This window comes from Arthrobacter sp. RT-1 (genome assembly GCF_003367205.1).
Classification (GTDB): Bacteria; Actinomycetota; Actinomycetes; order Actinomycetales; family Micrococcaceae; genus Arthrobacter.
In genome coordinates, this window is the sequence record NZ_QRGQ01000003.1 from 130,049 (window position 1) to 155,340 (window position 25,292).

Below are 25,292 nucleotides of genomic sequence, written 5' to 3' on the forward strand. Positions count from 1 at the left end.
TTGGCCTAGATCATGTGCGGGGTGCCCATCGGCTCACCGAAAGGGCGTTCCATGCCGGCTCCTGAATCAATAACCGCTTCCCCTGCTTTTGCCCGTGTCGTTTCCGAACTGCGGCGCGCCGGCTGCGTTTTCGCCGAGGAGGAGGCGGAACTCCTCATAGCTGAGGCTTCCGACCCAGTGGAACTGGACGACGATGTCCGGCGCCGGGCGGCCGGCATCCCGCTGGAGTACATCCTGGGCTGGGCCGAGTTCGCCGGCCGGCGCATCAAGGTGGAACCGGGTGTCTTTGTGCCGCGCCGCAGAACCGAATTGCTGGTAAACGAGGCAGCAGTAATTCTCGAGGCCGCTGATGCTTCGCAACCCCGTGTGGTGTTGGACCTCTGCTGTGGATCCGGGGCAGTGGGCGCCGCCCTTGCAATGCGTGTCCCGGGGCTCGAGCTGCACGCCGCGGACATCGACCCCGTCGCTGTCAGGTGTGCCAGAGGAAACGTCGAGCCTATGGGCGGCCACGTACACGAGGGCGATCTCTTCGGCGCACTTCCGCTGCTGCTTCGCGGCCGCGTGCAAGTGCTCGCCATAAACGCACCCTATGTTCCCACCGGGGCCATCCGGACCATGCCGCCGGAAGCCCGGCTCCATGAATCAAGACTCTCCCTTGACGGCGGTGCGGACGGTCTCGACGTCCACCGGCGGGTGGCCGCTGCTGCTCCCGAATGGCTTGGTCCTGCAGGTCATCTGCTCATCGAAACGAGCGAGCAGCAGGCCTTGGCAACCGCCTCGATTGTGTCTGCTGCGGGCTTCACAGCGAGGATCGTCCGCTCAGAGGAGTTGGACGGCACGGTTGTTGTTGGGGTGCTGCCTGACTTTGCCGGAGCACTGCCGCGCTAGTTCCGGGGTTTCCTCCCGGCAGTGTTCCGTACATGTCCTCCGCGCCCATCCTCCGCACCTATTCAAGGAGGGCATCTCCTCCGCATATCCAAGGAGCGGCATCGGTTGGAGTTCAGCTCCCCGGATACATGTCACGCTCGCTCTCCCATTACCGCCCACTTGGGATGATTCCGGTGCCGTGCCTCAACGCAAGCCTCGGCGGTCTGCGGAATCAGTCTTTTGCTTCGGTGCGCGACGTCAGCCCACTACTCCTTCGGGTTCCCCGCTTTATTCCCTGGGGTGGGGTGGTGGTGGGGGTTTGAAGTAGTGGTTTTGTTGGGGTTTTTGGGTGGGGTCGATGTGGGGTGGGGGGATGAATGTTGGGGTGCCGTGGGTGGTGGTGATGGTCCATTGTTCTTTGTGGATGAGGTGGTGGTGGTGTGTGCAGAGGAGTGCGCCGTTGGTGGTGGTGGTTGGTCCGCCGTGTGACCAGTAGGTGATGTGGTGGGCTTCGCACCAGGGTGCTGGAATGGTGCAGTTGGGGAAGGTGCAGCCTTGGTCGCGGGCGGTGAGGGCGAGGCGTTGGGCGGGGGTGAAGAGGCGTGTTTTGCGGCCGAGGTCGAGGATTTCGCCGTTGGTGCCCAGGAGGGCGGGGATGATGTCCGCGTCGCAGGCGATTTTGCGCAGGGTGGCGGCCGCGACGGGTCCGGTGAACACGAACGCCCCGGTCCCGGCCCGGGCGCTGGTGTAAGCGCCCGTTTCACTTCCGGCCCCGGTTGCGTTGCTGGTCTTACCTCCGGTGGCGGCACCTGTCTCTTTTCCGAACCTCGTCTCATCGCCGGCGCCGGTTGTGTTGTTGGTGTTTGTCGTCGTGCTGGTGGCCCTTGCGCCGGTGTCTGTGGGTGTTCCGGGGCGTGAGGTGGTGCGGGGTCCGGTGGCTGTGTCTGTGGTTGACCAGGGGTTGTTGGTGGGGTTGGGGAGGTGGGGGAGGAGGTCTTGGTAGTTAATGGTCGCGATGATTTGGGGGCGGTTGCCGCCGGTGGTGGGCAGCAGGTTGGTGGTGAGGGCTGCTTTGACGGCGGAGACGAGTCCGTCGAGTTGTTGCTGTGCCCGGGTGCGTCGTTCCAGGTCCACTCCGGCTTCCCGGCCCAGGTCCACGCTGGCCTCCCGCCCGGGGTTGGCGCGTTCGTCCGGGTCAGGGTCCGGGGCAGGGTCGGGGTTTGTGGTGCTGGTGTTGGGGGTGGCGGTGCGGGGGTTGGTGGCGGTGTTCATCACGGTGAGGAGGTGTTCGTATTGGTCGGTGGTGGCGAAGATTTCGAGGCGGTGCAGGCCGTGACGGGGTTTGCGGATGAACGCGCCTTGGGTGTGGCGGAGGGCTTCTTCGGTGGGTTCGGTGCCGTCGGCGTCGATGGTGTCGTTCCAGCGTTGGGCCAGGCGGGTGAGGAAGTCCGGGTCGGCGGTGACGGCGGTGGTGGTGAGGTGCTGTTCGATCCGGTCGAGGGTGTCGGGGGTGGTGTGGTGCTGGAGCCGGTCCAGGGTGGCGGTGATGATGGTCGCGGCGTGTGAGGAGAGCACCGGCCCCGCGATCATGCCCGGATCAGTGGTGGTGTGGGCGGGTTCGCCGGTGGTGGTGTTGGTGGGGGTGAGGGCTGTGGTGAGGTGTTCGCGTGCCGGCGGGAGGGGTTCGCCGGTGAGGCTGGTGCCGGGCAGGGCCTGATGGGCGAGGGTGAGGCGGCGGCGGGCTTCGCGGAGGGGGATCCGGAGCCGGAGCCTCAGGAACTCGGCGGTGTTCCTGCACCCGTCATCGGCCGGCGACGTCACCACAGGCGCTGTCACCACCGACGAGGTCAGCACGGGGCGGTCGATCCCGGCTGCGGGTGTGGATCGATGAGCCGCTGCGGCGCCGCTGGTGGTTGCGGGGTCGCTGGTGGGTGCGGGGCTGCCGGTGGGTGCGGGCCAGTTCGCGTCGGTCTCGTTCAGTGTCTCGACGCCGTTGGCATCCCAGCCGGTTACCCAGCCCCGGCCCGGTCGCCCAAGTCGGCCCGCCCTGGCCTGGCTGGTGCGGGCGGCGTCCGCGGCGGTGATGGCCTGGGTCCGCGTCCGGTCCACGGTGGAAGCGGCGAGCAGTTGCAGATACTCCACGGTCCGGGAAAGGTCCTCGACCTGCCCGGCGAAATTGGCCGCTGAAACATAGTCCGCCCTGGCCAGCTCATCTTGCGCGGCAACAGCAGCCGCCACCAGCAGGGCTCCGATCCCGGCCAGGCCAACCGGATCCTCAACGACGGGTGCAGGGGTGGGATCGGGTGCGCTCGGTGACCTGTATGTCCCAGTGCCAGCGGATGCCGAAAAAGGGGCGGCTTTGAATTCAGTGGCAGCGTTACCGGGATCGGTTTCGGATGCAGTTCCGCCGGCTCCGGCTCCGGCGCCGGCGCCGGGGCAGGGGCGTGGGCCCGGAACGGGAATGTCAGGGGCCGTCTTGGCCGGGACGGCGTGAAGGCGCCCGGGAAGCCTGAGCGGGGCGTCGCCGTCGCACCCGTCATGCCGGGAACCACCGCCAGGGTGGAGAACCCGCGGGAGCGCGGCGGCGGGACTGCCGAACTCCGCAAACTGCTCCCCAATGGCCTCCATGGGACAACTCTGCCAGTGACCACTGACAAAACAGCCTGCCCAAAGCTGCTATGTGGAAAACCGGATGCATCCGGCTGTCATCCCTCCGTCACTTCACCGGAACCGACCGGATTGCGAGAGCAGCGGGTCCTAAATCCGTTGGTGGGGTCGTCTGAGTCTGCTGGTTGGACCACCGTGGCCTCGTTGCTTCGATGAACCAATGCGCGGACCATGAAGGCATGCGCAGAACCAATAGTCCTGGCCGCCGGCGGCTGTGGGCGCTGACAGTGGCGGTTGCCAGCCTGGGCGTGGTGATTGGGCTTGTGGTGTTCAAGCCCTGGCTCCTCTTCGTGGATGTGCGCGTGGATGAGCAACTCCCGATCGCCGCGAGCGCGCCCGCCGGGACCCAATCCGCCGTTGCGGAACCGGTGCCGCCTGCCACAACTCCGGCTGGTTCTGCTGACACTGCGCAGGGGTCCTCGCCGCCTGCCGGTCCGCAGCAACTGGCGGTGGGCGCGTTGGTCAGTCACGAACACACGACGACGGGCACGGTGCGTGTCGTCCAGCAGCCGAATGGCTCCCGCTTTCTGACGCTGGAAAACCTCGACACCTCCAACGGGCCCGATGTGCACGTCTGGTTAAGCGCGGCCCAACTGGTCGAGGGGACGGACGGGTGGTTCACAGCAGGCTCTGCCGAACATCACGACCTGGGCCTCATCAAGGGAAACCAAGGTAACCAGGTTTATGAGATACCCGCCGGAGTGGACCTCTCAAAATACCGGTCAGTGGATCTATGGTGCGTGCAGTTCAGCGTATCTTTCGGTGCTGCCGAACTGGGGGCCTGAGGACTGGGAAACCCGCGCCCAGTCAGCGGAAACGCCGCCGGCCGCCGCGTCCCCCAAGGATCGCGACGGCCGACAATGCGATTCAGTTGTAACACAGAGTTCCAGCAACCCCCGTGTCAAGAAAGGCTTCCGCGTCATGAAACGGAAGCCATGGCTTCAGCTAGGGCTTGGAGCCAGCTTCACCGGAGGTGCCCAAGTTGGTTGTTTCCGGGTGCGTGCTGTGGGCGGGGATGTGGTCCTCGCCAAGCTCGGTGTCGCTGAGCGTTCCGGAGGTCCCGGCCGCGCCGGTAGTCCCGGCGGACGTGCCAAGGGTGCCCGACGTGCCAAGGGTGCCCGACGTCCCGAGCGTATCCGTAGTACCGGCAGTGCCCGACGTGCCGAACCCGCCCGATGTACCTGAAGTACCAGCAGCACCGGTGCCGGAGGCACCCGCGGAAGTGGCGTCGTCGGAGGTTGTGGACTTGGCGCCGCCCGGGGAGCTGTCACGGTGCATGGCAGAGCCGATGACGGTGCCTGCCCGCCGTGCCGCCTCGGTCAGCTGGTCGGCAACATCAGGTGCCTTTTCCTTGATGGCTTCGGTTGCAACAGCTACTTTGTCCTGGACAGGCTTGCTGTCCCAGATGCCCGCTGCCCGCGCCTTGAGCTTGTCGTAAGCGGCGCGGCCGGACCGCGATCCGAGGACGTAGCCTGCGGCAATTCCAACGCCCAAAAGAAGTTTGTTTTTCACGATGAACTCCTGCTCCGTGAGAAGGTTTTCAGTTCCGGCCTCGTGGCCGGGAAAGTGAAAACCGGCCTGGGGGATTGTGGTCCCCAGGCCGGTTTCCTGGCTTACGCGCCGTGTTAGCCGCGCACGCTGCGCTTGGTGATCATGCCGTACACCAGCAGCACGATGAGCGCGCCGCCAATGGCCAGCAGCCACGTCTGCAGGGAGAAGAACTCCTGCAGTCCGGTGCCGAAGATCATGCCGCCGATCCAGCCGCCGAGGAGGGCCCCAACGACGCCGAGCACGAGGGTGATGAGCCAGCCGCCACCCTGCCTGCCCGGAAGGATCGCCTTAGCGATCGCACCAGCAATAAGTCCGAGAATCAGAAATGCAATAAATCCCATTTTTCGTTCCTCTTCCTAAGTAAAGGAGGCCTCCGGATCCCGGAAGCACTTCATCCTTCTGCATCAATAGTAATCATGCTTACTATCTCTTTGCCAACCCCGAAGATAACAAAAAGCGCACTTCAGGCCTGTTTTAGTGCCCGGTTACGTCGGAATCATTGCCGGCCCCGGGACCCTCGTCGAGGATGGACAATTCCGCGAGATCCTGCGGATCCAGGGCGAAATCAAAGATGTCCAGGTTCTCCCTCATCCGGTCCGGATCAGCAGTTTTCGGAATCGTTACAAGTCCATGCTGAATATGCCATCTCAGGACCAGTTGGCCGGGCGTTTTTCCATGCTTTTCAGCGAGCTGCGTCAGGATGGGAGCGCCCAGCAGGCTGGCCCCGGATCCGCCAAGCGGGCTGTAGGACTGGGTGACAATCCCATGCTTTTCGTGGAACTCCCGCTCGGCGGCCCGCGTAATGGCCGGAGTGAGCTGAATCTGGTTGACCGCCGGGACCACGTTGGTCTCCGCCATCAGCCGTTCCAGGTGGGCGGGCTTGAAGTTTGAGACCCCGATGGACCGGACTTTACCTTCCGCCTGCAGCCGTTCGAATGTTTTCCACGTGGAGATGTACTCATCCCGTGCAGGCAGCGGCCAATGGATCAGCAGCAGGTCCACGTACTCCAGCCCAAGCCGCCTCAGCGAGCCCTCCAGGCCCTCCACCGCCCTGTCCTTGCCCTGGAACTGGCCGTCCAGCTTGGTGGTGACGAAGACGTCAGATCGGTCCACGCCGCTGGCACGGATGCCATTGCCGACACCGCGTTCATTGCCGTACTTCACGGCGGTATCGATGTGCCGGTAGCCGGCTTCCAAGGCCTGCACGACGGCGGTGGCCGCCTGATCGTCATCCAGCGGCCAGGTGCCAAGACCCAGCTGCGGGATGGAGTATCCGTCATTGAGTTTGATGAGCGGTGCAAGTGTCATTTGAACAGTCTCTCCCGTAGAAGGCGTCCTAGCTCCCAAAAGCCCGGAGAATATTCTCCGCATTGTGGTTCAGCACCACCCGGGCAGTGTCCGATACCTTGTCCGGACCCTTCTGCTGGGCAAGGAAGTCCACAAAGCGCTGGACGGTCCGGGCGGCCTTGCCGGCGTCGCCGTCCTCAACGGCCTTTGCTGCCTGCCGCACATTTTCCGTGAGCTGGCTGGCCACCGGGCCCGCAACATCCCCGGATTCCGTCAGGTCTTCCAGCGCGTGCTGCAACGCCTTCACGCTGCCGGGGAGCCAGGCTGCGCGGAGCGGCACGTCGCCGAACTCCATGTCCGAGGCAAAGTAGAAGTCGGTGTAGGAGGGCTGGTTGTAGGTGGTGTTCTGCCGGGCAACCTCCGCGCGGTACTGGGGATCGTGCATCAGCGTGTAGAGCTTGTGGTTGGTCACCTCGGTGCTCATGTACATCCGCAGGGCCGTGCTGTCCGCGGTCCGGACGAGCATCTCTTCGCGCCAGTCACCCACGACGTCCGCCACCAGGCTCGGTGTTCCCTTGGTTCCGTTGTTGGTGCGGGTTCCCTCTGCTGTCAGCAACCGGCCGCGCCTCCAGTCGTCGATGGTGGGGGTCTGGTCGCCGGAGCCGTTGACGATCTGCGTGGTCATGTCCGCTGCCCATTTAATGCTCATGTTGGTGCCGGGCTGGGACGTGGAGAGCTTGGCGCCGTCGGCGGACTGCGTGCCGATGGCCCAGTTCTCGATGCCGGGTACGGCGGGGTCCACGTCGCCGATCATGCCGCGGCCGGTGTCCTTGCCCGAGTAGGCGCCGAACAGCACCTCCCCCGTGCCGGCGTCGCGCATGGCGTAGCCGTAGGGTGCCCAGGTGCCGCCCTCGTGCACCGTGAAGATTTCCTTGCCGGGCCGGTTGGGGTCGATGTCCGTTACGTGCATGGCGTCGCCGTGGCCCAGCCGCGCCTCTTCACCCGGGGTTGCGCTGCCCTCCGGCATGGTGTCGAACGAGCTGTACAGGACGGAGCCGTCGTCGTCGATGGTTGCGGAGCCGTACACGATCTCCTGTTTGCCGTCGCCGTCCACGTCCGATGCGCTCAGCGAATGGAAACCCTGCGTGGTGAGCTGGCCGTACTCCGGATCGGTGCCGTCACGGCCGTGCGGGGAATCGTTGAAGGGGTTGGTCATGGGTGCCCAGCCCGAGTCGATGTTCCAGACCGGGGAGAGGTTGGTACCGTCCCAGGTGTAGGCGGCCAGGGTGGTGCGGGTGTAGTAGCCGCGGGCGAAGACCGCTGCGGGCTTTTGCCCGTCCAGGTAGGCGACGCCGGCCAGGAACCGGTCCACGCGGTTGCCCGGCTCGATGCGTGCCATGGCGTAGTCGCCCCACATCAGGCCGTCGTCGTGCCGGCCCGGCTCGTAGGCAACCGTCTTCAGTTCCTTGCCCGTGGCGCCCTCGAAAACGGTGAGGTATTCCGGGCCGGAGACGATGAAGCCCTCGAATGCCCGCAGGTTGTTCCGTGCGCTGCGGGAGGGGGCGTAAACGTCCATGAAGTAGTCGGCCAGCGCTTTCGCGTCGGCCTTGGACAGTGGGTATTGGTACTGGGGAGCGATGCCGAACGCCTCCTCCAGTGTGGCGGGCCAGTTGCCGGCCTTGACCTCCGGGTGCTCGGTCCAGCCCTGGAACGTCTTGACCATGTGCTGGTAGTAGTCCGCCGCGCTCATCCGGTAGTCGTCCGTGTTCGCGTAGCCGGCGTCGACGTCGGCCTGCAGCAGGGTGATGAACGCGCTGGAGGCAATGCTGCCGTCCGCGTTGTAGTTGGTGCTCTTGGTTCCCGGCGCGGTCTTCATCATCATCTCGGCGCGCCCGTCGCCGTCGAAATCGTTGACCAGCAGTTGCGTGTAGTGCGCGCCGGAGCGGATGTTCACGCCCAGGTCGATCCGGTGCAGGAGCGTGCCGTCCGCTTTGTAGGTGTCCACGTAGGTGTTGCCCGTGTAGCCCACCTGTGAGACGTCCTTGGAGTTGTTCGGGTCCCATTTGACGACGAACTCGTACTGGCCGTCGCCGTCCACGTCGCCCACCGACGCGTCATTGGCCGCGTAGGTGTAGGCCTGTCCGGACGGCGTGACGCCGTCGGCCGGCTTCTTCAGCGGGATGTCCTTGAAGTTGCCGCCCCAGGATGTGGCGGTTGCGCTGCGGTCCAGTTCAACGCCCCCGACGACGGCCCGTACCTGGTACTCCGACGCTGCGGTTCCAGCTGGGTCAAGGTAGTTGGTGCTGTCGGTGACCGTGGCGAGCTTCTGGCCGTCGCGGTACACGTTGAAGTCGGTACCGGTAAGGCCGGTGGCTGAGGACCCGGTGGCTTCATGCCCCAGGAGGCGCCAGCTCAGGAAGACGCCCTCGGACGTTGCGGCGGCCACCAGTCCACGGTCGAGGTGGTCCAGCTGGACGGCGGGGTTGGCGGGCTTGGCGGAAGGTCCGACGGCGGATGCAGGGGCGGCGAGGCAGCCGATGGTCAGTGCGAGGCCGACGGCCCCTACCGAGAGGAGGCGCAGGGGAGTCCTGTGGGGATTCATCGATGAATCCTTTCAATCGTGAGACGGGAAAACGCTTCCCCAGTAACTTAGAGTGGGGGAGGGGACAAAACAACCCCTTGCCAGAGTTGCCGGAAGAGGGTATTTAGAACGTTGTAGAAACGCCCCATACCAAGCCCGGAGCCGCCGTTATACGCCCTTGCGGGCCCACCCGGTAAGGCGGTCGCTGAGGTCCATGTAGCTCCGGTCCACCACCTGCAGTCCGGGGTTGGCGTCATACCAACGAACAATTTCCCGTGCACCGTCCGCGAAGGGGATGGTGGCCGTGTAATCCGGAACCAAGGATTTGATCTTGGTGTTATCGAAAATCACCGAATGGGACCGGTCACCGAGCAGGTTGGAGCCAAGTCCAGGGCTATGCGCAGCGATGGTTTCAGACGCAACATGGACCAGGTCAGGCTCAGGGGTGCCCGCGGCCCGCGCGAACAGCCGGTAAATCTGGTTCCAGGGCATGTACTCGTCCGACGTGATGGTGTAGCTCTCACCCACCGCCTGCGGCCTGCCCAGCAGCCCCACGAAAGCGCTGGCGAAGTCGCGGCTATGGGTGAGCGTCCAGAGGGATGTGCCGTCGCCGTGCACCATGACCGGCAGCCCGGAGCGCATCCGGTGGATGTCGGTCCAGCCGCCCACCATGGCGATCTTGGTGCGGTCGTAGGTATGCGAGGGACGCACCACCGTGAGTGGAAAGTCCTCCTCCCGGTAGGCCCGGTAGAGCAGTTCCTCGCAGGCGATCTTGTCCCGCGAATATTGCCAGAAGGGATTCTTCAGCGGCGTGGACTCCCGGATCGGCAGGCGGGAGGGCGGCTTTTGGTAGGCCGAAGCGGAGCTGATGAAGACGTACTGCCCCGTCCGGCCCCTGAACAGGTCCAGGCTGGTTTGCGCCTGATCCGGAGTGTACGCAATAAAGTCGGCAACGGCGTCGAACTCCCGCCCGCCCAGCACGTCCCGGACGGAGGCTGCGTCACGGACGTCGGCGGCCAGGACCTCCACCCCTTCCGGGACAGGCCGCGTGGACCGGCCCCGGTTCAGGATGGTCAGCCGGTGGCCAAGCGCCGCGGCCCGTTCGGCCGCCGCTGTGCTGATGACCCCGGTGCCGCCGAGAAACAGGATTGTCCTCGGCGCCACCGTACCGGCTGCATGCAAAGGGTCTACCACGCGTAGTCTTCCGGGGCCGTCCGGTGCCCGGGGAAGATGTCATCCAGCCGCTTGAGGGCGTCCGCGTCCAGGGTGACATCAAGGGCGCGGATGGCGGCGTCCAGCTGTTCCTGCGTCCGCGGACCCACGATAGGCGCCGTGACCGCAGGCTGGTGCAGCAGCCAGGCCAGGGCCACGTCCCCGGGTTCGTGCCCCAGTTCGTCCGCAAAGTCCTCGTATTGGCGGATCTGGTCCTCATGCTTCTTCAGCGTTTCCGCTGCCCGTCCCTCGGTGCGGCGAACGCCGTCGCGCTCTTTCTTCAGTACCCCGCCCAGAAGCCCGCCCTGCAGCGGTGACCACGGAATAAGGCCGAGGCCGTACTGCTGCGCGGCCGGGATGACCTCGAGTTCCACCTGGCGCATGAACAGGTTGTAGATGGACTGTTCGCTCACCAGCCCGGTGTAGTGCCGCCGGCGGGCCGCTTCCTGGGCCTGGGCGATGTGCCAGCCGGCAAAGTTGCTGCTGCCGGAGTACAGGATCTTGCCCTGCTGCACCGCCACTTCGATGGCCTGCCAGATCTCGTCCCAGGGGGTGTCCCGGTCGATGTGGTGGAACTGGTAGACGTCAATGTAGTCCGTCTGCAGCCGCTTGAGGCTGGCATCCAGGGCGCGGCGGATGTTGAGCGCGGACAGCTTGGACTCATTGGGGCGGTCAGTCATGGTGCCGTAAAGCTTGGTGGCCAGCACCGTGTGTTCACGGCGCTCGCCGCCCTTCGCGAACCAGCGCCCGATGATTTCCTCGGTCCACCCGCGGTGCCCGGCACCGCCGTAGACGTTGGCGGTATCGAAGAAATTGATGCCGTTGTCATGGGCGGAATCCATGATGCTGTGGGCGTCCGCCTCCTCGGTCTGCGGCCCGAAGTTCATGGTGCCCAGGCACAGTCGGGAGACTTTCAGGCCGGAACGGCCCAGATGGGTGTACTGCATTGTTGGATCCTTTCGGTGGTACTGCCTGTTACTGCCTGCCGAACCGGTGGCTGAGCTTCCCGAAACCGGCTAAAGCTGGCTGAAGGAGGCGACGGCGGGATCGGAACCGAGGCGCGCCCCCGACTCGAGGGCGGTGATGGCCGCGAGCTCCTCGCCGGAAAGCGTGAGTGACGAGGCCGCGAAGTTTTCCCGGATGCGGGCCGGATCGACGGACTTCGGGATGACGATGTTTCCGGTGGCGAGGTGCCATGCGAGGACTACCTGGGCGGTGGTGGCGTTGTGCGCATTGGCGATGGTGGTGACGGCGTTTCCGTTGAGGTCCGCACCCCGGCCCAGCGGACTGTAGGCCTCCACTTCGATGCCCAGGCTCCGGCACTTTGCTGCCAGGTCCGCCTGCTGGTAGCTCGGGTGGAGTTCGATCTGGTTGACGGCGGGGACGATCTCGGCGGACTCAAGCAGGGTGTCCAGGTGTTCGGACAGGAAGTTGGAGACTCCGATGGCCCGGATCTGGTTGTTCTCGTAGAGCCGCTCCATCTCTTTCCAGGCCTGGACGTACAGGCCCTGCGAGGGGACCGGCCAGTGGATGAGGTAAAGGTCCACGAAGTCCAGGCCCAGCGCCTTGCGGCTGTTCTGGAAGGCCTCCTGCGCCCGGCCCTGCTCGCCGTTCCGGAGCTTGGTGGTGACAAAGATGTCGTCACGCGGGATGCCGGTAGCGGCAACCGCCGCGCCCACGCCTGCTTCATTCCGGTAGCCGGCGGCGGTATCAATGTGCCGGTAGCCTGCTTCGAGGGCGTCTTCCACGATCCGCTGGGTGTCCTCGGGCGGGACCTGGAAAACGCCGAGGCCAAGCTGGGGGATGGTGACGCCGTTGTTGAGTGTCAGCTCTGACATGGGTGCTCCTTGCATAGTGCTGGTGCTGTGCTGCTGGGAAGGTGCCGGTTGGTCGTCGCCGAGAAAGCGGTTTCCGCTGGCTCATCATTGAGCCTATGCAGTTTTTGTCCCATAGTCAGCAGGTAAGGCTGATTCTGTTTTTCCTAGGATTGCCAGTCCTACCTTCGTTGTAGAAGGGATCACTCTTGCCGGGCACAATGGTCACCATGGGTCAAAGCGCCGAGTTCGGAAAGTTCCTCAAAGCCATGCGGTCCAGGCTAAGCCCGGAGGACGCGGGAGCGGGGCCCACCACCGGCGCCCGCAGGGTGCCCGGCCTGCGGCGCGAGGAGGTGGCCCGGCTGGCAGGGGTCAGCACCGATTACTACGTCCGGCTGGAACAGGGCCGGAATATCCACCCCTCACGCGCCGTGCTCGAGGCCGTGTCACGGGCGCTCCGCCTGGACAGCAGCGAGCATGCGCACATGATGGACCTGCTGGAGAACTGCGCGAACAATCCCCGCACCCCCGGCAGCCCGTCAGTCCAGGGTGTCCGGCCGGCGCTGCGCCACCTCCTGGAGGCTGTGGGCGATGTGCCGGCCATGCTGCTGGGACGTCGCAGCGACGTCCTGGCGGGCAACCGGATGGCGTTCCTTCTCTTTACGGACTTTGCGGCGCTTCCCGCCGGGGAACGGAACCTCACCCGCTGGCTGATCCTCGATCCGGCGGCCAGGACCTTGTTCCGCGATTGGAAAACGGTGGCGGCGGAAGCCGCCGGAGCCCTTCGGATCGACGTAGGGCGGCACCCCAACGACCCCCAGACGAACCAGTTGGTGGGCGAACTCGCGGTGAACAGCGAGCACTTCCGGCAATGGTGGGCAGGGCACCGGGTGGCAACCCGGTCCGCCGGCACCGTCAGGCTGCACCACCCGGCCGTTGGCGACTTGGAACTGAACTTTGAGAACCTTGCCCTTCCCGACGAGCCCGACCAGACGCTGCGGGTGTACTCCGCCCGGCCTGGATCGCCGTCGTCGGACGCCCTCGCGCTGCTGGCCAGCCTGGGCGCCGGCCCCGCCCCGGTGGGGGAGCGCAGTATTTCCAGCCCGGATGCGGCGGTCGTCGAACGGGGAGAGGTGTCCTGAGCGCGCCACTCCTGCTGTGCATCTGGCCAAGCCAATACGCCGATTCTGGCCAGCCGTCCATTGGTTGGCGATCGTGCTGTTCCTAGGCTGGAGAAACAAGCTTTTCACCACCAAGGATGGTCTCAACGATGAAACGCATCGCACTGCTCAAGGAACGCCAGGCGGGTAACGCCGGCACCGCCTCCTCCACGGCTACCGGCTCGCATTGCCCGGTGTCCGGCCTTTGGAGCCCGGACCACGACCCGCACACCGTGCTGTCCTTCTTCGAAGGGCACGTGTTTCCCGCGTTCGACGGCGTTCCCACCGTGTGGCGCCGCCGTTCAGCCGGCACTGTCTCGGCCAACTAGCGCCGCTTTAACCCAAACTGACCCGCAGCCAACGCCGTCAAAACCAGGTTTTGCGACGTTTGACTGCGGGTCAGTTTGGCTGTATCTAGTGCTCTTCGAGCCGGAAACCGAGCTTGATGGTCACCTGCCAGTCAGCGATATTGCCTTCTTCCAGGTGGCCGCGGATTTCCTTCACCTCAAACCAGTCGAGGTTGCGGAGGGTCTGCGATGCCTTGGCGATGCCGTTGCGGACGGCGTCATCCACTCCCTGGGTCGATGTGCCGACAATTTCAGAAATGCTGTACGTGTGGTTGGACAACTTCGCTCCTCTTGATCATCGTTGCTCCCGGTTGCGGGCCGTTCTTGAAGACTAGTAGCACTCCAAGAGCCCTGACCAGCCCTTATCCGCCTGCCCTTTGTGGATATGACGTGGTGTCGTTTCTCCTATGAGGATCGATTCAGTGCGTGACGGATGAATCCAGCTGCCCGGATCCGGCTCCCCGTTCAACCCGTTCTTGTGCGGCCGGTGCGGGTTCAATGGGCAGATGCGGGCCGGGTATGCCCGATACTTCCGGAGCCAGTGATTCGACCGGATTGGCCGCGTTATAGGCGTCCAGTACGCTGACACGGCGCCCGTTCACCCATGTGCCCTCTTCATCTATTCCAGTGCCACCAAAGTTCCGGATGACCTGTGCAGGAGGAATGCCCGCCGCCAGCTCAAAGGTATTGTTCCGCGCGATGATGCTGGACTCCACGCCGACGCCCCAGGAGTACTGGTAACGGTCGGTGCTGGTTACCCTGTACACGTTGTTATATACGTGGGCCTGCCCAAACCGCACCCGGGGTGCGCGCTGCTCAAGATCAATTAATTCGTTGTGGTGCAGCGTGACGCGGAGCCGGCCACGGTCGCCGGTGGCACCGTCGCCATTGCCCCACAGCAGGGATTTGTCATGCCCCACCATCCTGCTCCACGAAATGGTGACCAGGTCTGCCTGGCGGACAACGTCCAGGAGACCGTCGTGCCGCAGGAAGGGCTCACCGAAATACTCGGGCTGCTCAGCGTCAGCTGTCCCGCCGTCATCCAGTGTCAAGTGGTCCAGCCACACGTGGGTGGAGCCTGACACCACCAGGTTGTCCCACTCCGTTTTCCAGGTGTCTCCGTTCCAACCCGGGAAGCAGTCGTAGGCGTCGGAGAGGCGGAGATTGCGGACAAGCACGTTGTCCACCCCATCAATGTTCAACGTAAAGCCCGTGAGCTGGACATCGCCCAGGCCAACGATGGTTGTGTTGGCGCCGACGTTGATCCGGATTTGCTTCCGCTGGTTTGCGCTTGATGCCTTGCGGGCATCTTCGAGGGGGCCGGACGCCTGCCCCGTCCAGTGTGCGGGATCGAACGCTGCGAGGTAGGCGTCCAGGGAGTAGCCGTCCACGGCGTAGTCTTCGCAGGCGATCGGAGTCCCGTCCGGGGCGGTATTTGCGTTGATGTGCTGTTCTACGTACACAATCTTGGGTTCGTTTCCGGCCACTGCCGCGGCAAGTTCGTCCCTCGTTGAAACCTTGTGCACGTCGTCCGGCGCTGCATTGGCACCCCCGGTGGTGCCGCCATCGGCAGACGCCCATCCGTCGCCTGCCGCAAGAGTCTGCCTCCCAAGGTCGGTGAAGATCGGGTTGCGGTCAGTGGCATGCGGCGCTGGTGCGGGAACTGACGAACTGAGGGCAAGGCTGGTGGCCATGACGATGGACAGGGGGATGGACATCATCTTCGATGCTCCTTGGGGTGTTTGCTGCCGGCCATCTCAACCACGTCCCGCCGGGGTCCAGTCGCCAAGGAAGGTTTCCTTGGTGAATTTCGGGGCGTCCTCCGGTGGGAGCTGCGGGTGGAATTCGTTCACATGGGCGCCCGGCCCTGAGTTGTTGTACTCGGCAAACCGTCCTTCCTTCCAGGAGTGGCCGCTCATGTCCGCCCAGCCCTGGACGGCGATATGGCTGCCCAGCACCGAATCCCGGATGACCGCCATGGGGTGCGCCTGCGGATCGCTGCTGGCGAACCACGGACGGCCCAGGCTGACGGTGCCGGCTGCCGCGTCAGAAGTGAGGGCGCTGTTGACGATCAGGATGCCGTAGGGGTTGGAGTTCTTGGTGCTTGGAGCCACGATGTAGCCGTTGTTGGTGCTGCTTCCGCGGTCCAGGGAGTGGATGGTGCAGCCGTCCAGGACAGCAGTTCCCCGGCCGTAGATGAAGTCCACGTCACCTTCGATGTAGCAGTCCTTGAGGTAGGTGCGGGCAGTCGCGTCCCGCCCTGTGGTGTCTGCGAGGTAGGTGTCCTGATTGCCCAGGAAGCGGGTGCCGTCGAACGTTACACGGTCCGCCACGCTCCGGACCGCAAGTGCCTGGCTGCCGCCGTTGGCGGCTTCGTCGTAGGCGTTTTCCACCGTCAGGTTGCGGACGGTGGTGCCCTCGGCGAGGACGTTGAGGGTGGCGCTGCCGCCCGCGCCCCAGGTGCCGCCGAAGAACTTCACGCCGTTGGCCGGAAGGTCGTAGGTGATGACGACGTCGGCCGGGTTGGCTGTTGCGCCCTGGATGGTGAGGTTGGGCCGGTCAGCCCAGATATTGACGGATTCCCGGTACGTGCCGGGCTTGACCGTGATGGTGCGCGGCAGCGTGCTGCCGCTGGGGACCGAGCCGATGGCGGCCTGCAGGCTGCCGAAGTCCCCGGTGCCGTCCAGGGCAACGGTGATCTCCGTCGTCGTATTCGGGGCGCTGTTCCCGCGGGGGCCCGCTCCGGCTGCCACGATTTCCGGCACCCGGGCGGCGTCGTCCTTCTGGTAGCTGTAGTTCTGCGTCGGATCGAAGGCGGCTCCCACGTTGTCCTTGCGGCCGCGGGTGCCGTTGAAGACGTTGTCCCGGTTCACTACTTCGGTGGCGGGGTCCTTGGCGACGATGGGGTCCTGTACGGCGCTGAAGCTGTTGCCTTCGAGGACCACCTTGGCGGCGTTGCGGCCCATCATGCCGTACTGGCCAATGTCCTGCAGGAAGTTGTTGTAGACATGCGCCGCCGCAGTGTTGTCCAGGCTGAAGTTGCGCTGGGTGGTGTTCCGGATCCAGTTGTGGTGGATGGTCATCCGGGTCACGGCGTTGGCGGTCCAGCCCACGCCGAGAGCCTTGTTGTTGTCCGCGAACACATTCCACGAATAGGTGACCAGGTCCGAGTCCTTGCGGGTGTCGATCAGTCCGTCGCCCATCCGCTGGATGGCCATGTGGTCAACCCAGACGTGGTGGCTGGTGTCCAGCTGGATGCCGTCGCGGTCGTTGTCCGGGCGTTTGCCGTCCCAGTCGCCGGGGATGTAGGAGTCCCGGATGGTGAAGTTCCGGAAGATGACGTTGGAGACGTTGATGAGTTTGAAGCCGGCATTCACCACTTCCGCGCCCGCTCCGACACCGATGAAGCTCTTGTTGGCGGCGACGGGAATCTTGACGTAGTCCGTGGCGGCAAGGCTGCCGCTGATGAAGATGACCAGGGGCTCGTCGGCCCCGGCATAGTCCTTGAGTTCCTGGATGGTGGACGCGGTGACCATCCTGCCGGCCTGGCCGCCGGTTGTTCCCGGCAGCCCGTATCCGGGCAGCGCCGCGAAGCCGTCCGGCGTCTGCTTCCAGAGCGCTTCCGGCGTGCCTTCTGCCTGGGTGGCGGTAGCGGCAGGCGTGCCGGCTTCCTGTCCGGGACCGGACGGTGCTGCCTGGGCTGGTGCCGCCGTGAGGCTTCCCAGCATAACGACGGCGGCAGCCGCGCCGAATAGACGTCGCAAACTCATGCAAAACTCCTTTGTTTTGTTCCCGGGCAGCCTCCAGCCCAGGGTTCAATAGGGTGTTCAGTGATGCGTGCGGAAGGGAAAGGGGCTTGCGTCAGCCCCGGGCTATTTCAAACCCGTGGTGGCGATGCCGTTGATGAGGTATTTCTGGCCCGCGATGAAGAATCCAATGATCGGGGCGATGGATACCACCGACATGGCGAACATGGGACCCCACATACTTTGGCCTTCCGAGTCCATGAAGGCGCGCAGCGCCAGGGGAACGGTGTAGAGGTCCTGGTTCTGGATATAGAGCAGCGGACCGAAGAACTCGTTCCAGGTTGAAATGAACGTGAAGATGGCGGTGGTTGCCATGGCGGGAACGCACAGCGGCAGGATGACCCGGAGGAACGTGCGGAAGGGCCCGCATCCGTCGATCTGCGCGGCGTCGTCCAGCTCTTTCGGCAAGGCCTTCATGAACTGGACCATCAGGAAGATGAAGAACGCGTTGGTGGCCATGAAGTTCGGCACGATCAGGGGCAGGTAGGTGTCCAGCCAGCCGAGTTGGGAGAAGATGATGTACTGCGGGACCAGGAGCACGTGGCCGGGCAGCATCAGGGTGCCCAGCATCAGTGCGAAGAAAAGCTTCCGGCCCGTGAACTCCATGCGTGCGAACGCATAGGCGGCCAGGGCACAGGAGAAGATGTTGCCCACGATCGAGAACACCACCACGATCATCGAGTTGATCAGGTACACGTGGAACGGCTGGTTCAATGCCGTCCAGCCCTGTTCGTAGTTGCTGAAGTCCCAGTTTTCCGGCCACAGCCCCAGCTGCCGGAAGATGTCATTGCTCGGCTTAAAGGAGCTGGAAACCAGCCAGAGCAACGGGTACAGCATCACCAGGCCAACCAGGCACAGGATCAGGTGGCGGGAAAAGCGGGTGGTGGGTGTCCCCGCCAGGGCGTCTTCCGGGTCCTTCGGCTTGGCGGGCTTGTCTTGTTTGCGCTTCGTGGGTAGTTCGAGGAGTGCCATGGGGTTGCCTTAATTGTCGTAGAAGACCCAAAACTTGGATGCGATGAAGTTGATGGCGGTGAAAATCGCAATGATCATCAGCAGCAGCCAGGCCATCGCGGAGGCATACCCCATCTCGAATTCGGTGAAGCCCTTTTGGTAGAGGTACAGGTTGTAGAACAGGGTGGAATCCGCCGGTCCGCCGGTTCCGCCGCTCATCACGTAACCCTGCGTGAAGGTCTGGAAGGACCCGATGAGCTGCATGATCAGGTTGAAGAAGATGATGGGGCTGATCAGCGGAATGGTGATGCTGCGGAACTGCCTCCACCTGGACGCACCGTCAATCGAGGCTGCCTCGTAGTACATGGTGGGGACCTGCCGCAGGCCTGCCAGGAAGATCACCATGGGCGAGCCGAAGGTCCAGACATTCAGCACAATAAGGGTGCTCAGCGAGAAGTCGGGGTCGGTAACCCAGGCCGGCCCGGCAATCCCGAACAGGCCCAGGAAGCCGTTGACGATGCCGTCGTTCCCGAAGATGTAGCGCCAGAGCATCACGATGGCCACGCTGCCGCCCAGCAGTGAAGGCAGGTAGTAGATGGAACGGTAGATGGCCAGCCCCTGCAGCCCCCGGTTGAGCACCAGGGCGATCAGCAGGGCAACGGCCAGCGAGATGGGCACGGACACGAACGTGTAGATGAAGGTGACCTTCAGCGACTGCCAGAGCCGGGGGTCTTCGATCATGGCCTGGAAGTTCGCCAGGCCCACGAAGTTCGGCTCGGTGAACAGGTTGTAGTCCGTGAACGCCAGGTAGAGGGACGCGAAGAACGGGATGATCGTGAACAGCATGCCCAGGAACCAGGGCAGCAGGAACAGGTACCCCGAGCGCTGGTTCTTCCGCCGGGCAGTTCCCCTTCTAAGTTTCCCCGGTCCTCCGGAAGCCAGGGCGGCGGCCGCGCCGGGGGCTTGTTTGGTCAGCACTGACATGCGTCAGGCTCCTATCTGCTTCTGGTGGTGCGCTGTCCGGACGGAATGGCCCGGATTACTTGTTGATGGCTGCATTGCTCTTCTCGAGGAAGGTCTTGGCGGCGTCCGCCGGAGTGATACGGCCGAATTCAACCTCGGTGGCAAGCTGCTTGAGGGTGTCAGCCACCACGCTTGCGCCCTTGGGGTACACGTAGGCCGGTGCAAGCTCGTCTTCCTGGATGGCGGCCACCATGTCCACGAAGGCGGTGTCGTCCTTGCCAAGCTTGGGTTTAATGGCATCGGCCACATCAGGGTTGATGGGCACGCCGCGCTGGGTCAGCGTCTCCACCGCTCCATCCGCGTCATTGATGAGGAAGTTCAGCAGTTTGGCAGCTTCCTTGGGGTGCTTCGACTTTGCGGCGATGGACCACAGCATGCTCGGGTCAGCGGAGTAGCCGCGGCGCTCGCCGGTGGTTTCGCCGGGCATGCGGAGCAGCACCAGGTTTCCGCCGGACGCCTCGTTGTAGCCCTTGAAGTTGTTGATGGGGATGATCTGGGAAGCCACCGTTCCCTTGGCAAGGTAGGACTGCGCGGGCGAGCCGCCGATTTGTTCGAAGAAGCCCGCCGGGGGATAGCCGCCGGCATTCCGCAGGTCAACGCTGTACTGGAACCACTCGCGGATGGTTTCCTCGCTGACGCCGAGCTTGTTGTCCTTGGTGTAGAAGTCCTCGCCGCGCTGCCGGGCAAAAAGGATGGGTCCGGTTTCAGTGGCGACGTCGTACCCGGCCCCGTAGATCTTTCCTCCCGTTTTTTGGGTCACCTCGGCGGCAAATTTTGCGTAATCTTCCCAGCTCCAGGTCTTGTCGTCGGGGATGGTGACGCCGGCCTGGTCCGTGATGGTCTTGTTGACCACCATGCCGATGGTGGTGACGCCGGTGGCCAGCCCGTACAGCTTGCCGTCCACCTCACCACGGCTCTGGATGGTGGCGGGAATGTTGGCGAGGTCGATCTCAGGCAGGGACTTCAGGTCAGCCAGCGTGCCGCGCTGGGCATACTCAAGCAGGCTGCGGTTCGCCATATTCAGCACGTCCGGCGGGTTGCCGCCCGCGAACCGGGTAGCAAGCTTGTCCGCGTAGGGGCCGCTGTCCTGGTATTCGCTCTTGACGGTGATGCCGGGGTTCTTCTCTTCAAAGATCTTGATGGCCGCGTCGGTCATTTTGGCCCGGTTGGAGTCGCCCCAGTAGACAAAGTTCAGTTCCACGTTCCCGCCTGCCGACGGGGACGACCCACCGCCGCAGCCGCTCAAGGCCAATCCTGCGGCTGTTATGGCCGCGCCCAGGAAGATCCTGCGCGGGACCCCGGTGGTTGCTGTCTTCTTCATTGAATGACGCCTTTCTGTGGCTGCCCGGTGATGGGCAATCGGTACATCCGAACGGAAACTTTCTGATTCTCTTGCGCGAGACACCGCTGAGTTGCGGTTGCGGAGCGCGGGTTTTTGGCAAGAGGAAAAGGTGAGTAAACGATTTCTAGCAAGGAATGACTGCGACTGTCAACACAATTTTCCAAAGCTGCATCACTCTAAATCAGAAACTTTCTACGCCTATTGCTGATTGTTTCCGCGATGCCTATGCTGTTCTCCATTGCCACGCAGCAACTCAGAGGAAGGAGGCCTGATGGCAGAACGAACTCCCAATCTCAATACCCTGGTGGGCCGGCATAGCGGCCGGGACCTTCCCGGGCGCAGCTCACCCCGGCCATACCTTCATCCGGTCCGTTCCCTGGCAGGGGCCATGCTTACGGAGGTGGCACCGGAAGACCATCCTCACCATCTGGGGCTGTCGATCGCCTTCGCCGACCTCAACGGCACCAATTTTTGGGGCGGCTCCACCTTCACGCCGGACGGCCCGGCCATACTGCCCAACCATGGGCGCCAAGTGCCCTCGGGCTGGACGGACTCCCCAACCGAAGCTTCCCCAACCGGGGCCGCCGGCACGGTGGTGTGGCGCTCGGAGCAAGGGACGGACGTAGCCGTTGAACAGCGGAGCATCTGCTGCTTCAGCCACCCGCAGCCAGGGACCTGGAGCCTGTCCGTGGAGTCGGTGATGGTTCCCGCCGGCAACGTCGGCTGCCTGGAGGTCTCGTCGTCGGCGGTTAAAGGACGGGCGGGCGCCGGCTACGGCGGGATCTTCTGGCGTTTCCCGGTCCCAAGCTCCCAGCCGTTGGTGCTGTCAGCCAACGGTGAAGGAGCTGCGGCTGCCCATGGGAGCCGCTCGCCCTGGCTCGCCATCAGCACCACCGTCGACGGCGCCCCGGTCAGTGTTGTCCTGGCCCAGGGCGGCAGCCTCCGTCCCTGGTTCATCAGGACAGCCGGCTACCTGGGCGCGGGACCTGCCGTCGCGTGGTCTGAAAAGGCCGTCGCCAACGCCGCCAGCCCACTGGCCCAGTCCCTGCATGCCGTCATCCACGACGGGCTGGTGGAGACACCAACACAAGCCGTGGAACTCCTTCAGCACCATCCCGGAATCCCGGCCCTCAGCCCTCCCGACAGGACACCATGACATCCCGAAACGCCGTCCCCGTGTACACCAACCCGATCCTCAATGCCGACTGGCCGGACCCGGACGCGGTCCAGGTCCGGGGTGTCTACTACCTCATCGCCTCCAGCTTCAACCGGGTGCCAGGACTGCCCGTCCTGCGTTCCCGGAACCTTGTTGACTGGGAGCACGCCGGGCACGCCCTTCCCCATCTGCCGCAAGACAGCCATTACTCCTTGGTCCGCCATGGCGGCGGGGTGTGGGCGCCCTCCCTGCGCTACCACGACGGGCGCTTCTGGATCTTCTATCCCGATCCGGACCACGGCATCTTCGTCCTGAGCGCCGAAAAGGCGGAAGGCCCGTGGACCGAGCCGCACCTGCTCTACCCCGGACGCGGGCTCATTGACCCGTGCCCGCTCTGGGATGACGACGGCCAGGCGTACCTGGTCCACGGTTGGGCCCACAGCAGGGTGGGGGTCAAGAACCGGCTCACGGTCCACCGCATGAGCCCGGATGCCAGCCGCCTGCTGGACCACGGCACACACGTCATCAACGGCGCGGACCTGCCCGGCTACACCACGTTGGAGGGGCCGAAGTTTTACAAGCGGGGCGGCTGGTACTGGATTTTCGCTCCGGCGGGCGGCGTGGCCACCGGCTGGCAGTCGGTGTTCCGCTCCCGCTCCCCGTTCGGTCCCTACGAAGGGCGCCGCGTCCTGGAGCAGGGGGATACCGCGGTGAACGGTCCGCACCAGGGGGCCTGGGTAACCAGTCTGCGCGGCGAAGACTGGTTCCTGCATTTCCAGGACCGCGGGCCCTACGGCAGGGTGGTCCACCTGCAGCCCATGGGCTGGGATGAGGACGGCTGGCCATGGATGGGCACGCGGGCGTCCGACGGCGGACCGGGCACCCCCGTCTCCAGCCACCCCTACCCGGCGGGTACTTCGCCGAAGGATGCAGCGCCACCTGCCAGCGACGATTTTTCGACGGCGACGCTGGGGCCGCAGTGGCACTGGCAGGCGAATCCGCAGCACGGCTGGGCGCACCAGTGCGGGGGTGGGCACCTTGTGCTCAGGCCAAAAGCCAACGATCCGGTGAACCTGAGGGAGCTTCCCAACGTGCTCGGGCAGATCCTCCCGGGCACGCCCTCCACCTTCACCACGTCCCTTGAACTGCAGGATGTTCCGCCAGGAACGCGTGCCGGCGTGGTGGTACTGGGCCAAAAATACGCCTGGCTGGGAATTGTGCGGACGTCCGAGGGGTACGTCCTGGGAAGCGGCACCGGGGGAGACGGGCCCCACGAGCAGGCGCCGGGCCGGAGGATTGTGCTGCCGGGTTCGAGGATCGAGCTCCAGATCCGCACGGACGGAACACCCCGGTCCACCTTTGCCTGGCGCACCGGCCCGGGTGAGCCGTGGGAAGTCCAGGGCTGGAATTTTGAGGTGGTGGAAGGGGGGTGGATCGGTGCCGAGCTAGGCATCTTCGCCACGTCACCCCTGGGATCGCAGGAAGGCGGCAGTGTTATCGTGGGACCCGTGCGGGTGGACACCGCGCCCGTGCGCCGGGCCACAGCCCCGCAACTCGCCGCCGCAACCACATGACCCCAAGGACTGCACCGTTGACCGCCACCCCGCGTCCCAAGATCGCTGACGTCGCGGCGGCTGCCGGCGTCTCCGTGCCCACCGTGTCCAAGGTGCTCAATGGACGCACCCACGTCTCCGAGGCTACCCGCGCCAAGGTGCAGCAGGCGTTGGAGGAACTCGACTACTCCAAGCGCAACACTCCGGCGGGCCAGCCGGGAATGCTGCAGCTGGTGGTCAACAACTTCGATTCGCCCTGGATCCTGGAAACGATGGCCGGGGTGGAAGCCGCGGCGGACCGCCTGGGCTACGCGGTGGCGTATGCCCGGGCGGAGCACGCCACGGCCGAGCGCTGGCGGAAGCTGCGGGAACCATCGGTGAACCGGCTGGACGGGGTGCTGCTGCTGGCTCCCAGGAAGGGATCCATGCTGGTGACCACCCTTCGGACGCTGAAAATCCCGGCGGTGGCGATCGATCCGGAGGGTACCGAGGGCCTGCCCATCCCCAGCGTCAGCCCCGCGTCCTTCTCCGGTGCGCTGACCGCCGTCGGACATCTGCTCGAACAGGGCCACCGCCGCATCGGCATCATCACGGGACGGAAACACAGCCCCGGGCACGGCCGGGCGCGGTATGCGGCCTACGCGGCAGCCCTGCACGAGGCAGGCCTTCCCGTGCTGCCCGAACTGGTGCGGGACGGCGACTTCAGCATTGAGTCCGGCATGCGGCTTGGCGCCGACCTGCTGGATCTGCCCGAGCCGCCCACGGCCATCTTCACCGGCAGCGACCTGCAGGCCATGGGCGTGATGAATGCGGCGGGGCAACGCTCGCTGCGGGTCCCGCAGGACCTGAGCATTGTGGGCTTTGACGACATCGCCCAGGCGGCGCTGACATCGCCGCCCCTCACCACCGTCCGCCAGCCGTTGGCGCAACTGGCCTCCATGGCGGTGGGCATCCTGGCCGAACAACAGGACCAGCAGCTTGCCCAGCTGCCTTCTGCCCTCGAAGTGGCAACGGAGCTGGTGGTCCGCGGAACAACGGCCCCACCCGGGCGGCAGGCGCCGTAACGCATCCGGGCCGGCCGATCCGTATGGTTGGAACAGATATTGGTTGCGTAAGGAAGGCCGCCGCATGATCGAGATCCTGAACCCCGCCGAACTGCTCAGGGCCAAGGAGACGGGCTCGCTGGTCGCCAACATCCTGCAGACCCTGAAAAGCCGGAGTGCGGTGGGCACCAACCTCCTGGACATCAACCGGTGGACCAAGGCCATGATCCTCGACGCCGGAGCAGAGTCCTGCTACGTGGACTACGAGCCCTCCTTCGGACGGGGGCCCTTCGGCCACTACATCTGCACGGGCGTCAACGATGCCGTGCTGCACGGGAAGCCGCACGACTACACGCTTGCCGACGGCGATCTCCTGACCCTCGATCTCGCCGTCACCAAGGCCGGAGTTGCTGCAGACGCTGCCATCAGCTTCATCGTGGGCGAATCAAGGCCGGCGGAGAGCGTCGCCCTGATCAGCGCAACCGAACGCGCCTTGAGTGCAGGAATAGCCGCAGCCGGGCCCGGCGCCCGCATCGGCGACATCTCGCATGCCATCGGCTCCGTCCTCAGCGAGGCGGGATACCCGATCAACACCCAGTTCGGCGGTCACGGCATCGGATCGACCATGCACCAGGACCCGCATGTTCCCAACACCGGACAGCCGGGCCGGGGATACAAACTCCGCCCCGGGTTGCTGCTCGCCCTGGAGCCCTGGGTCATGGTGGACACTGCCCAGCTCATCACCGACCCCGACGGGTGGACGCTCCGAAGTGCCACGGGCTGCCGGACGGCACACACCGAGCACACCATCGCCATCACCGCTAACGGAGCCGAAATCCTCACCCTGCCATAGCAGGCTGCATAAGCGGGCAAGCCATAACGGACCTGTCGGCATCCTGAACGCGCACAGCCCGTTCCGCGCCAGTCCCCGT

At 64.8% G+C, this 25,292-nt stretch carries 22 protein-coding genes; 8 read left to right on the forward strand and 14 right to left on the reverse strand.

Going from position 1 to position 25,292, the window contains the following annotated elements; all coding sequences use genetic code 11:
- Positions 1-51: 51 nt before the first annotated feature.
- Entirely contained in the window at positions 52-888 is an 837-nt protein-coding gene (locus DXK94_RS04670) for a putative protein N(5)-glutamine methyltransferase (protein ID WP_115524055.1), read from the forward strand.
- Positions 889-1,155: 267 nt separating this feature from the next.
- Here the strand turns inward: DXK94_RS04670 and DXK94_RS04675 are convergent, their stop codons facing one another.
- Positions 1,156-3,495, reverse strand: a complete 2,340-nt coding sequence (locus DXK94_RS04675; RefSeq protein ID WP_115524056.1) for an HNH endonuclease signature motif containing protein — start codon at positions 3,493-3,495, stop codon at positions 1,156-1,158.
- A gap of 218 nt (positions 3,496-3,713) precedes the next feature.
- Here DXK94_RS04675 and DXK94_RS04680 point away from each other — a divergent pair, with 218 nt between their 5' ends.
- A complete protein-coding gene (locus tag DXK94_RS04680; protein ID WP_115524057.1) occupies positions 3,714-4,319 on the forward strand; it encodes a DM13 domain-containing protein in 606 nt (201 codons plus the stop codon).
- Positions 4,320-4,479: 160 nt separating this feature from the next.
- Here the strand turns inward: DXK94_RS04680 and DXK94_RS21520 are convergent, their stop codons facing one another.
- The 7 genes from DXK94_RS21520 to DXK94_RS04715 form a co-directional block, all read right to left on the reverse strand.
- Positions 4,480-5,046: a hypothetical protein gene (locus DXK94_RS21520; protein WP_115524058.1), complete on the reverse strand. Its 567-nt coding sequence runs from the start codon at positions 5,044-5,046 to the stop codon at positions 4,480-4,482.
- Positions 5,047-5,159: 113 nt separating this feature from the next.
- Positions 5,160-5,426: a GlsB/YeaQ/YmgE family stress response membrane protein gene (locus DXK94_RS04690; protein ID WP_079598656.1), complete on the reverse strand. Its 267-nt coding sequence runs from the start codon at positions 5,424-5,426 to the stop codon at positions 5,160-5,162.
- 133 nt (positions 5,427-5,559) lie between these two features.
- Positions 5,560-6,393 carry an aldo/keto reductase gene (locus tag DXK94_RS04695; RefSeq protein WP_079598655.1) on the reverse strand — a complete coding sequence of 278 codons (834 nt, stop codon included), beginning with the start codon at positions 6,391-6,393 and terminating at the stop codon, positions 5,560-5,562.
- 28 nt (positions 6,394-6,421) lie between these two features.
- Positions 6,422-8,974, reverse strand: a complete 2,553-nt coding sequence (locus tag DXK94_RS04700) for a rhamnogalacturonan lyase (RefSeq protein ID WP_115524059.1) — start codon at positions 8,972-8,974, stop codon at positions 6,422-6,424.
- Between the two features lie 147 nt (positions 8,975-9,121).
- On the reverse strand, positions 9,122-10,147 hold the full coding sequence (locus DXK94_RS04705) for an NAD-dependent epimerase/dehydratase family protein (RefSeq protein WP_258868433.1): 1,026 nt from the start codon (positions 10,145-10,147) through the stop codon (positions 9,122-9,124).
- Positions 10,141-11,112, reverse strand: coding sequence for an aldo/keto reductase (locus DXK94_RS04710; RefSeq protein ID WP_115524061.1), 972 nt, complete (start codon positions 11,110-11,112; stop codon positions 10,141-10,143). The genes DXK94_RS04705 and DXK94_RS04710 overlap by 7 nt, the downstream gene beginning before the upstream one ends.
- A 69-nt stretch (positions 11,113-11,181) precedes the next feature.
- Positions 11,182-12,003: an aldo/keto reductase gene (locus DXK94_RS04715; RefSeq protein ID WP_115524062.1), complete on the reverse strand. Its 822-nt coding sequence runs from the start codon at positions 12,001-12,003 to the stop codon at positions 11,182-11,184.
- A gap of 206 nt (positions 12,004-12,209) precedes the next feature.
- Between DXK94_RS04715 and DXK94_RS04720 the strand changes: the two genes are divergently transcribed.
- Complete coding sequence (locus DXK94_RS04720; RefSeq protein ID WP_115524114.1) at positions 12,210-13,121, forward strand: helix-turn-helix transcriptional regulator; 912 nt, start codon at positions 12,210-12,212, stop codon at positions 13,119-13,121.
- Positions 13,122-13,249: 128 nt separating this feature from the next.
- On the forward strand, positions 13,250-13,468 hold the full coding sequence (locus tag DXK94_RS04725) for a hypothetical protein (RefSeq protein ID WP_079598651.1): 219 nt from the start codon (positions 13,250-13,252) through the stop codon (positions 13,466-13,468).
- Between the two features lie 85 nt (positions 13,469-13,553).
- On the opposite strand, the gene DXK94_RS04730 is transcribed toward DXK94_RS04725, so the two are convergent.
- From DXK94_RS04730 to DXK94_RS04755, 6 genes are all read right to left on the reverse strand, one after another.
- The gene (locus tag DXK94_RS04730) at positions 13,554-13,766 is read right to left on the reverse strand and encodes a dodecin (protein WP_115524063.1); all 213 of its coding nucleotides are present in this window, start codon (positions 13,764-13,766) and stop codon (positions 13,554-13,556) included.
- Between the two features lie 139 nt (positions 13,767-13,905).
- Positions 13,906-15,207 (reverse strand): polysaccharide lyase family 1 protein, encoded by a 1,302-nt coding sequence (locus DXK94_RS04735; RefSeq protein WP_220272955.1) that lies wholly within the window; start codon positions 15,205-15,207, stop codon positions 13,906-13,908.
- Positions 15,208-15,243: 36 nt separating this feature from the next.
- Positions 15,244-17,256 (reverse strand): pectinesterase family protein, encoded by a 2,013-nt coding sequence (locus tag DXK94_RS04740; protein WP_115524064.1) that lies wholly within the window; start codon positions 17,254-17,256, stop codon positions 15,244-15,246.
- A gap of 102 nt (positions 17,257-17,358) precedes the next feature.
- Positions 17,359-18,264 carry a carbohydrate ABC transporter permease gene (locus DXK94_RS04745; RefSeq protein WP_079598648.1) on the reverse strand — a complete coding sequence of 302 codons (906 nt, stop codon included), beginning with the start codon at positions 18,262-18,264 and terminating at the stop codon, positions 17,359-17,361.
- A 9-nt stretch (positions 18,265-18,273) separates the two neighbouring features.
- Positions 18,274-19,227 carry a carbohydrate ABC transporter permease gene (locus tag DXK94_RS04750; RefSeq protein ID WP_079598647.1) on the reverse strand — a complete coding sequence of 318 codons (954 nt, stop codon included), beginning with the start codon at positions 19,225-19,227 and terminating at the stop codon, positions 18,274-18,276.
- Between the two features lie 55 nt (positions 19,228-19,282).
- A complete protein-coding gene (locus tag DXK94_RS04755; RefSeq protein WP_115524065.1) occupies positions 19,283-20,587 on the reverse strand; it encodes an ABC transporter substrate-binding protein in 1,305 nt (434 codons plus the stop codon).
- 292 nt (positions 20,588-20,879) lie between these two features.
- Here DXK94_RS04755 and DXK94_RS04760 point away from each other — a divergent pair, with 292 nt between their 5' ends.
- The 4 genes from DXK94_RS04760 to map all read left to right on the forward strand — a co-directional run bounded on the left by DXK94_RS04760 (position 20,880) and on the right by map (position 25,213).
- Positions 20,880-21,764: a DUF6807 family protein gene (locus DXK94_RS04760; RefSeq protein WP_115524066.1), complete on the forward strand. Its 885-nt coding sequence runs from the start codon at positions 20,880-20,882 to the stop codon at positions 21,762-21,764.
- Complete coding sequence (locus DXK94_RS04765; RefSeq protein ID WP_115524067.1) at positions 21,761-23,338, forward strand: glycoside hydrolase 43 family protein; 1,578 nt, start codon at positions 21,761-21,763, stop codon at positions 23,336-23,338. The genes DXK94_RS04760 and DXK94_RS04765 overlap by 4 nt, the downstream gene beginning before the upstream one ends.
- Before the next feature lie 17 nt (positions 23,339-23,355).
- Positions 23,356-24,381, forward strand: coding sequence for a LacI family DNA-binding transcriptional regulator (locus DXK94_RS04770; RefSeq protein WP_254865645.1), 1,026 nt, complete (start codon positions 23,356-23,358; stop codon positions 24,379-24,381).
- 64 nt (positions 24,382-24,445) lie between these two features.
- The gene (map, locus tag DXK94_RS04775; protein WP_115524068.1) at positions 24,446-25,213 is read left to right on the forward strand and encodes a type I methionyl aminopeptidase; all 768 of its coding nucleotides are present in this window, start codon (positions 24,446-24,448) and stop codon (positions 25,211-25,213) included.
- Positions 25,214-25,292 lie beyond the last annotated feature (79 nt).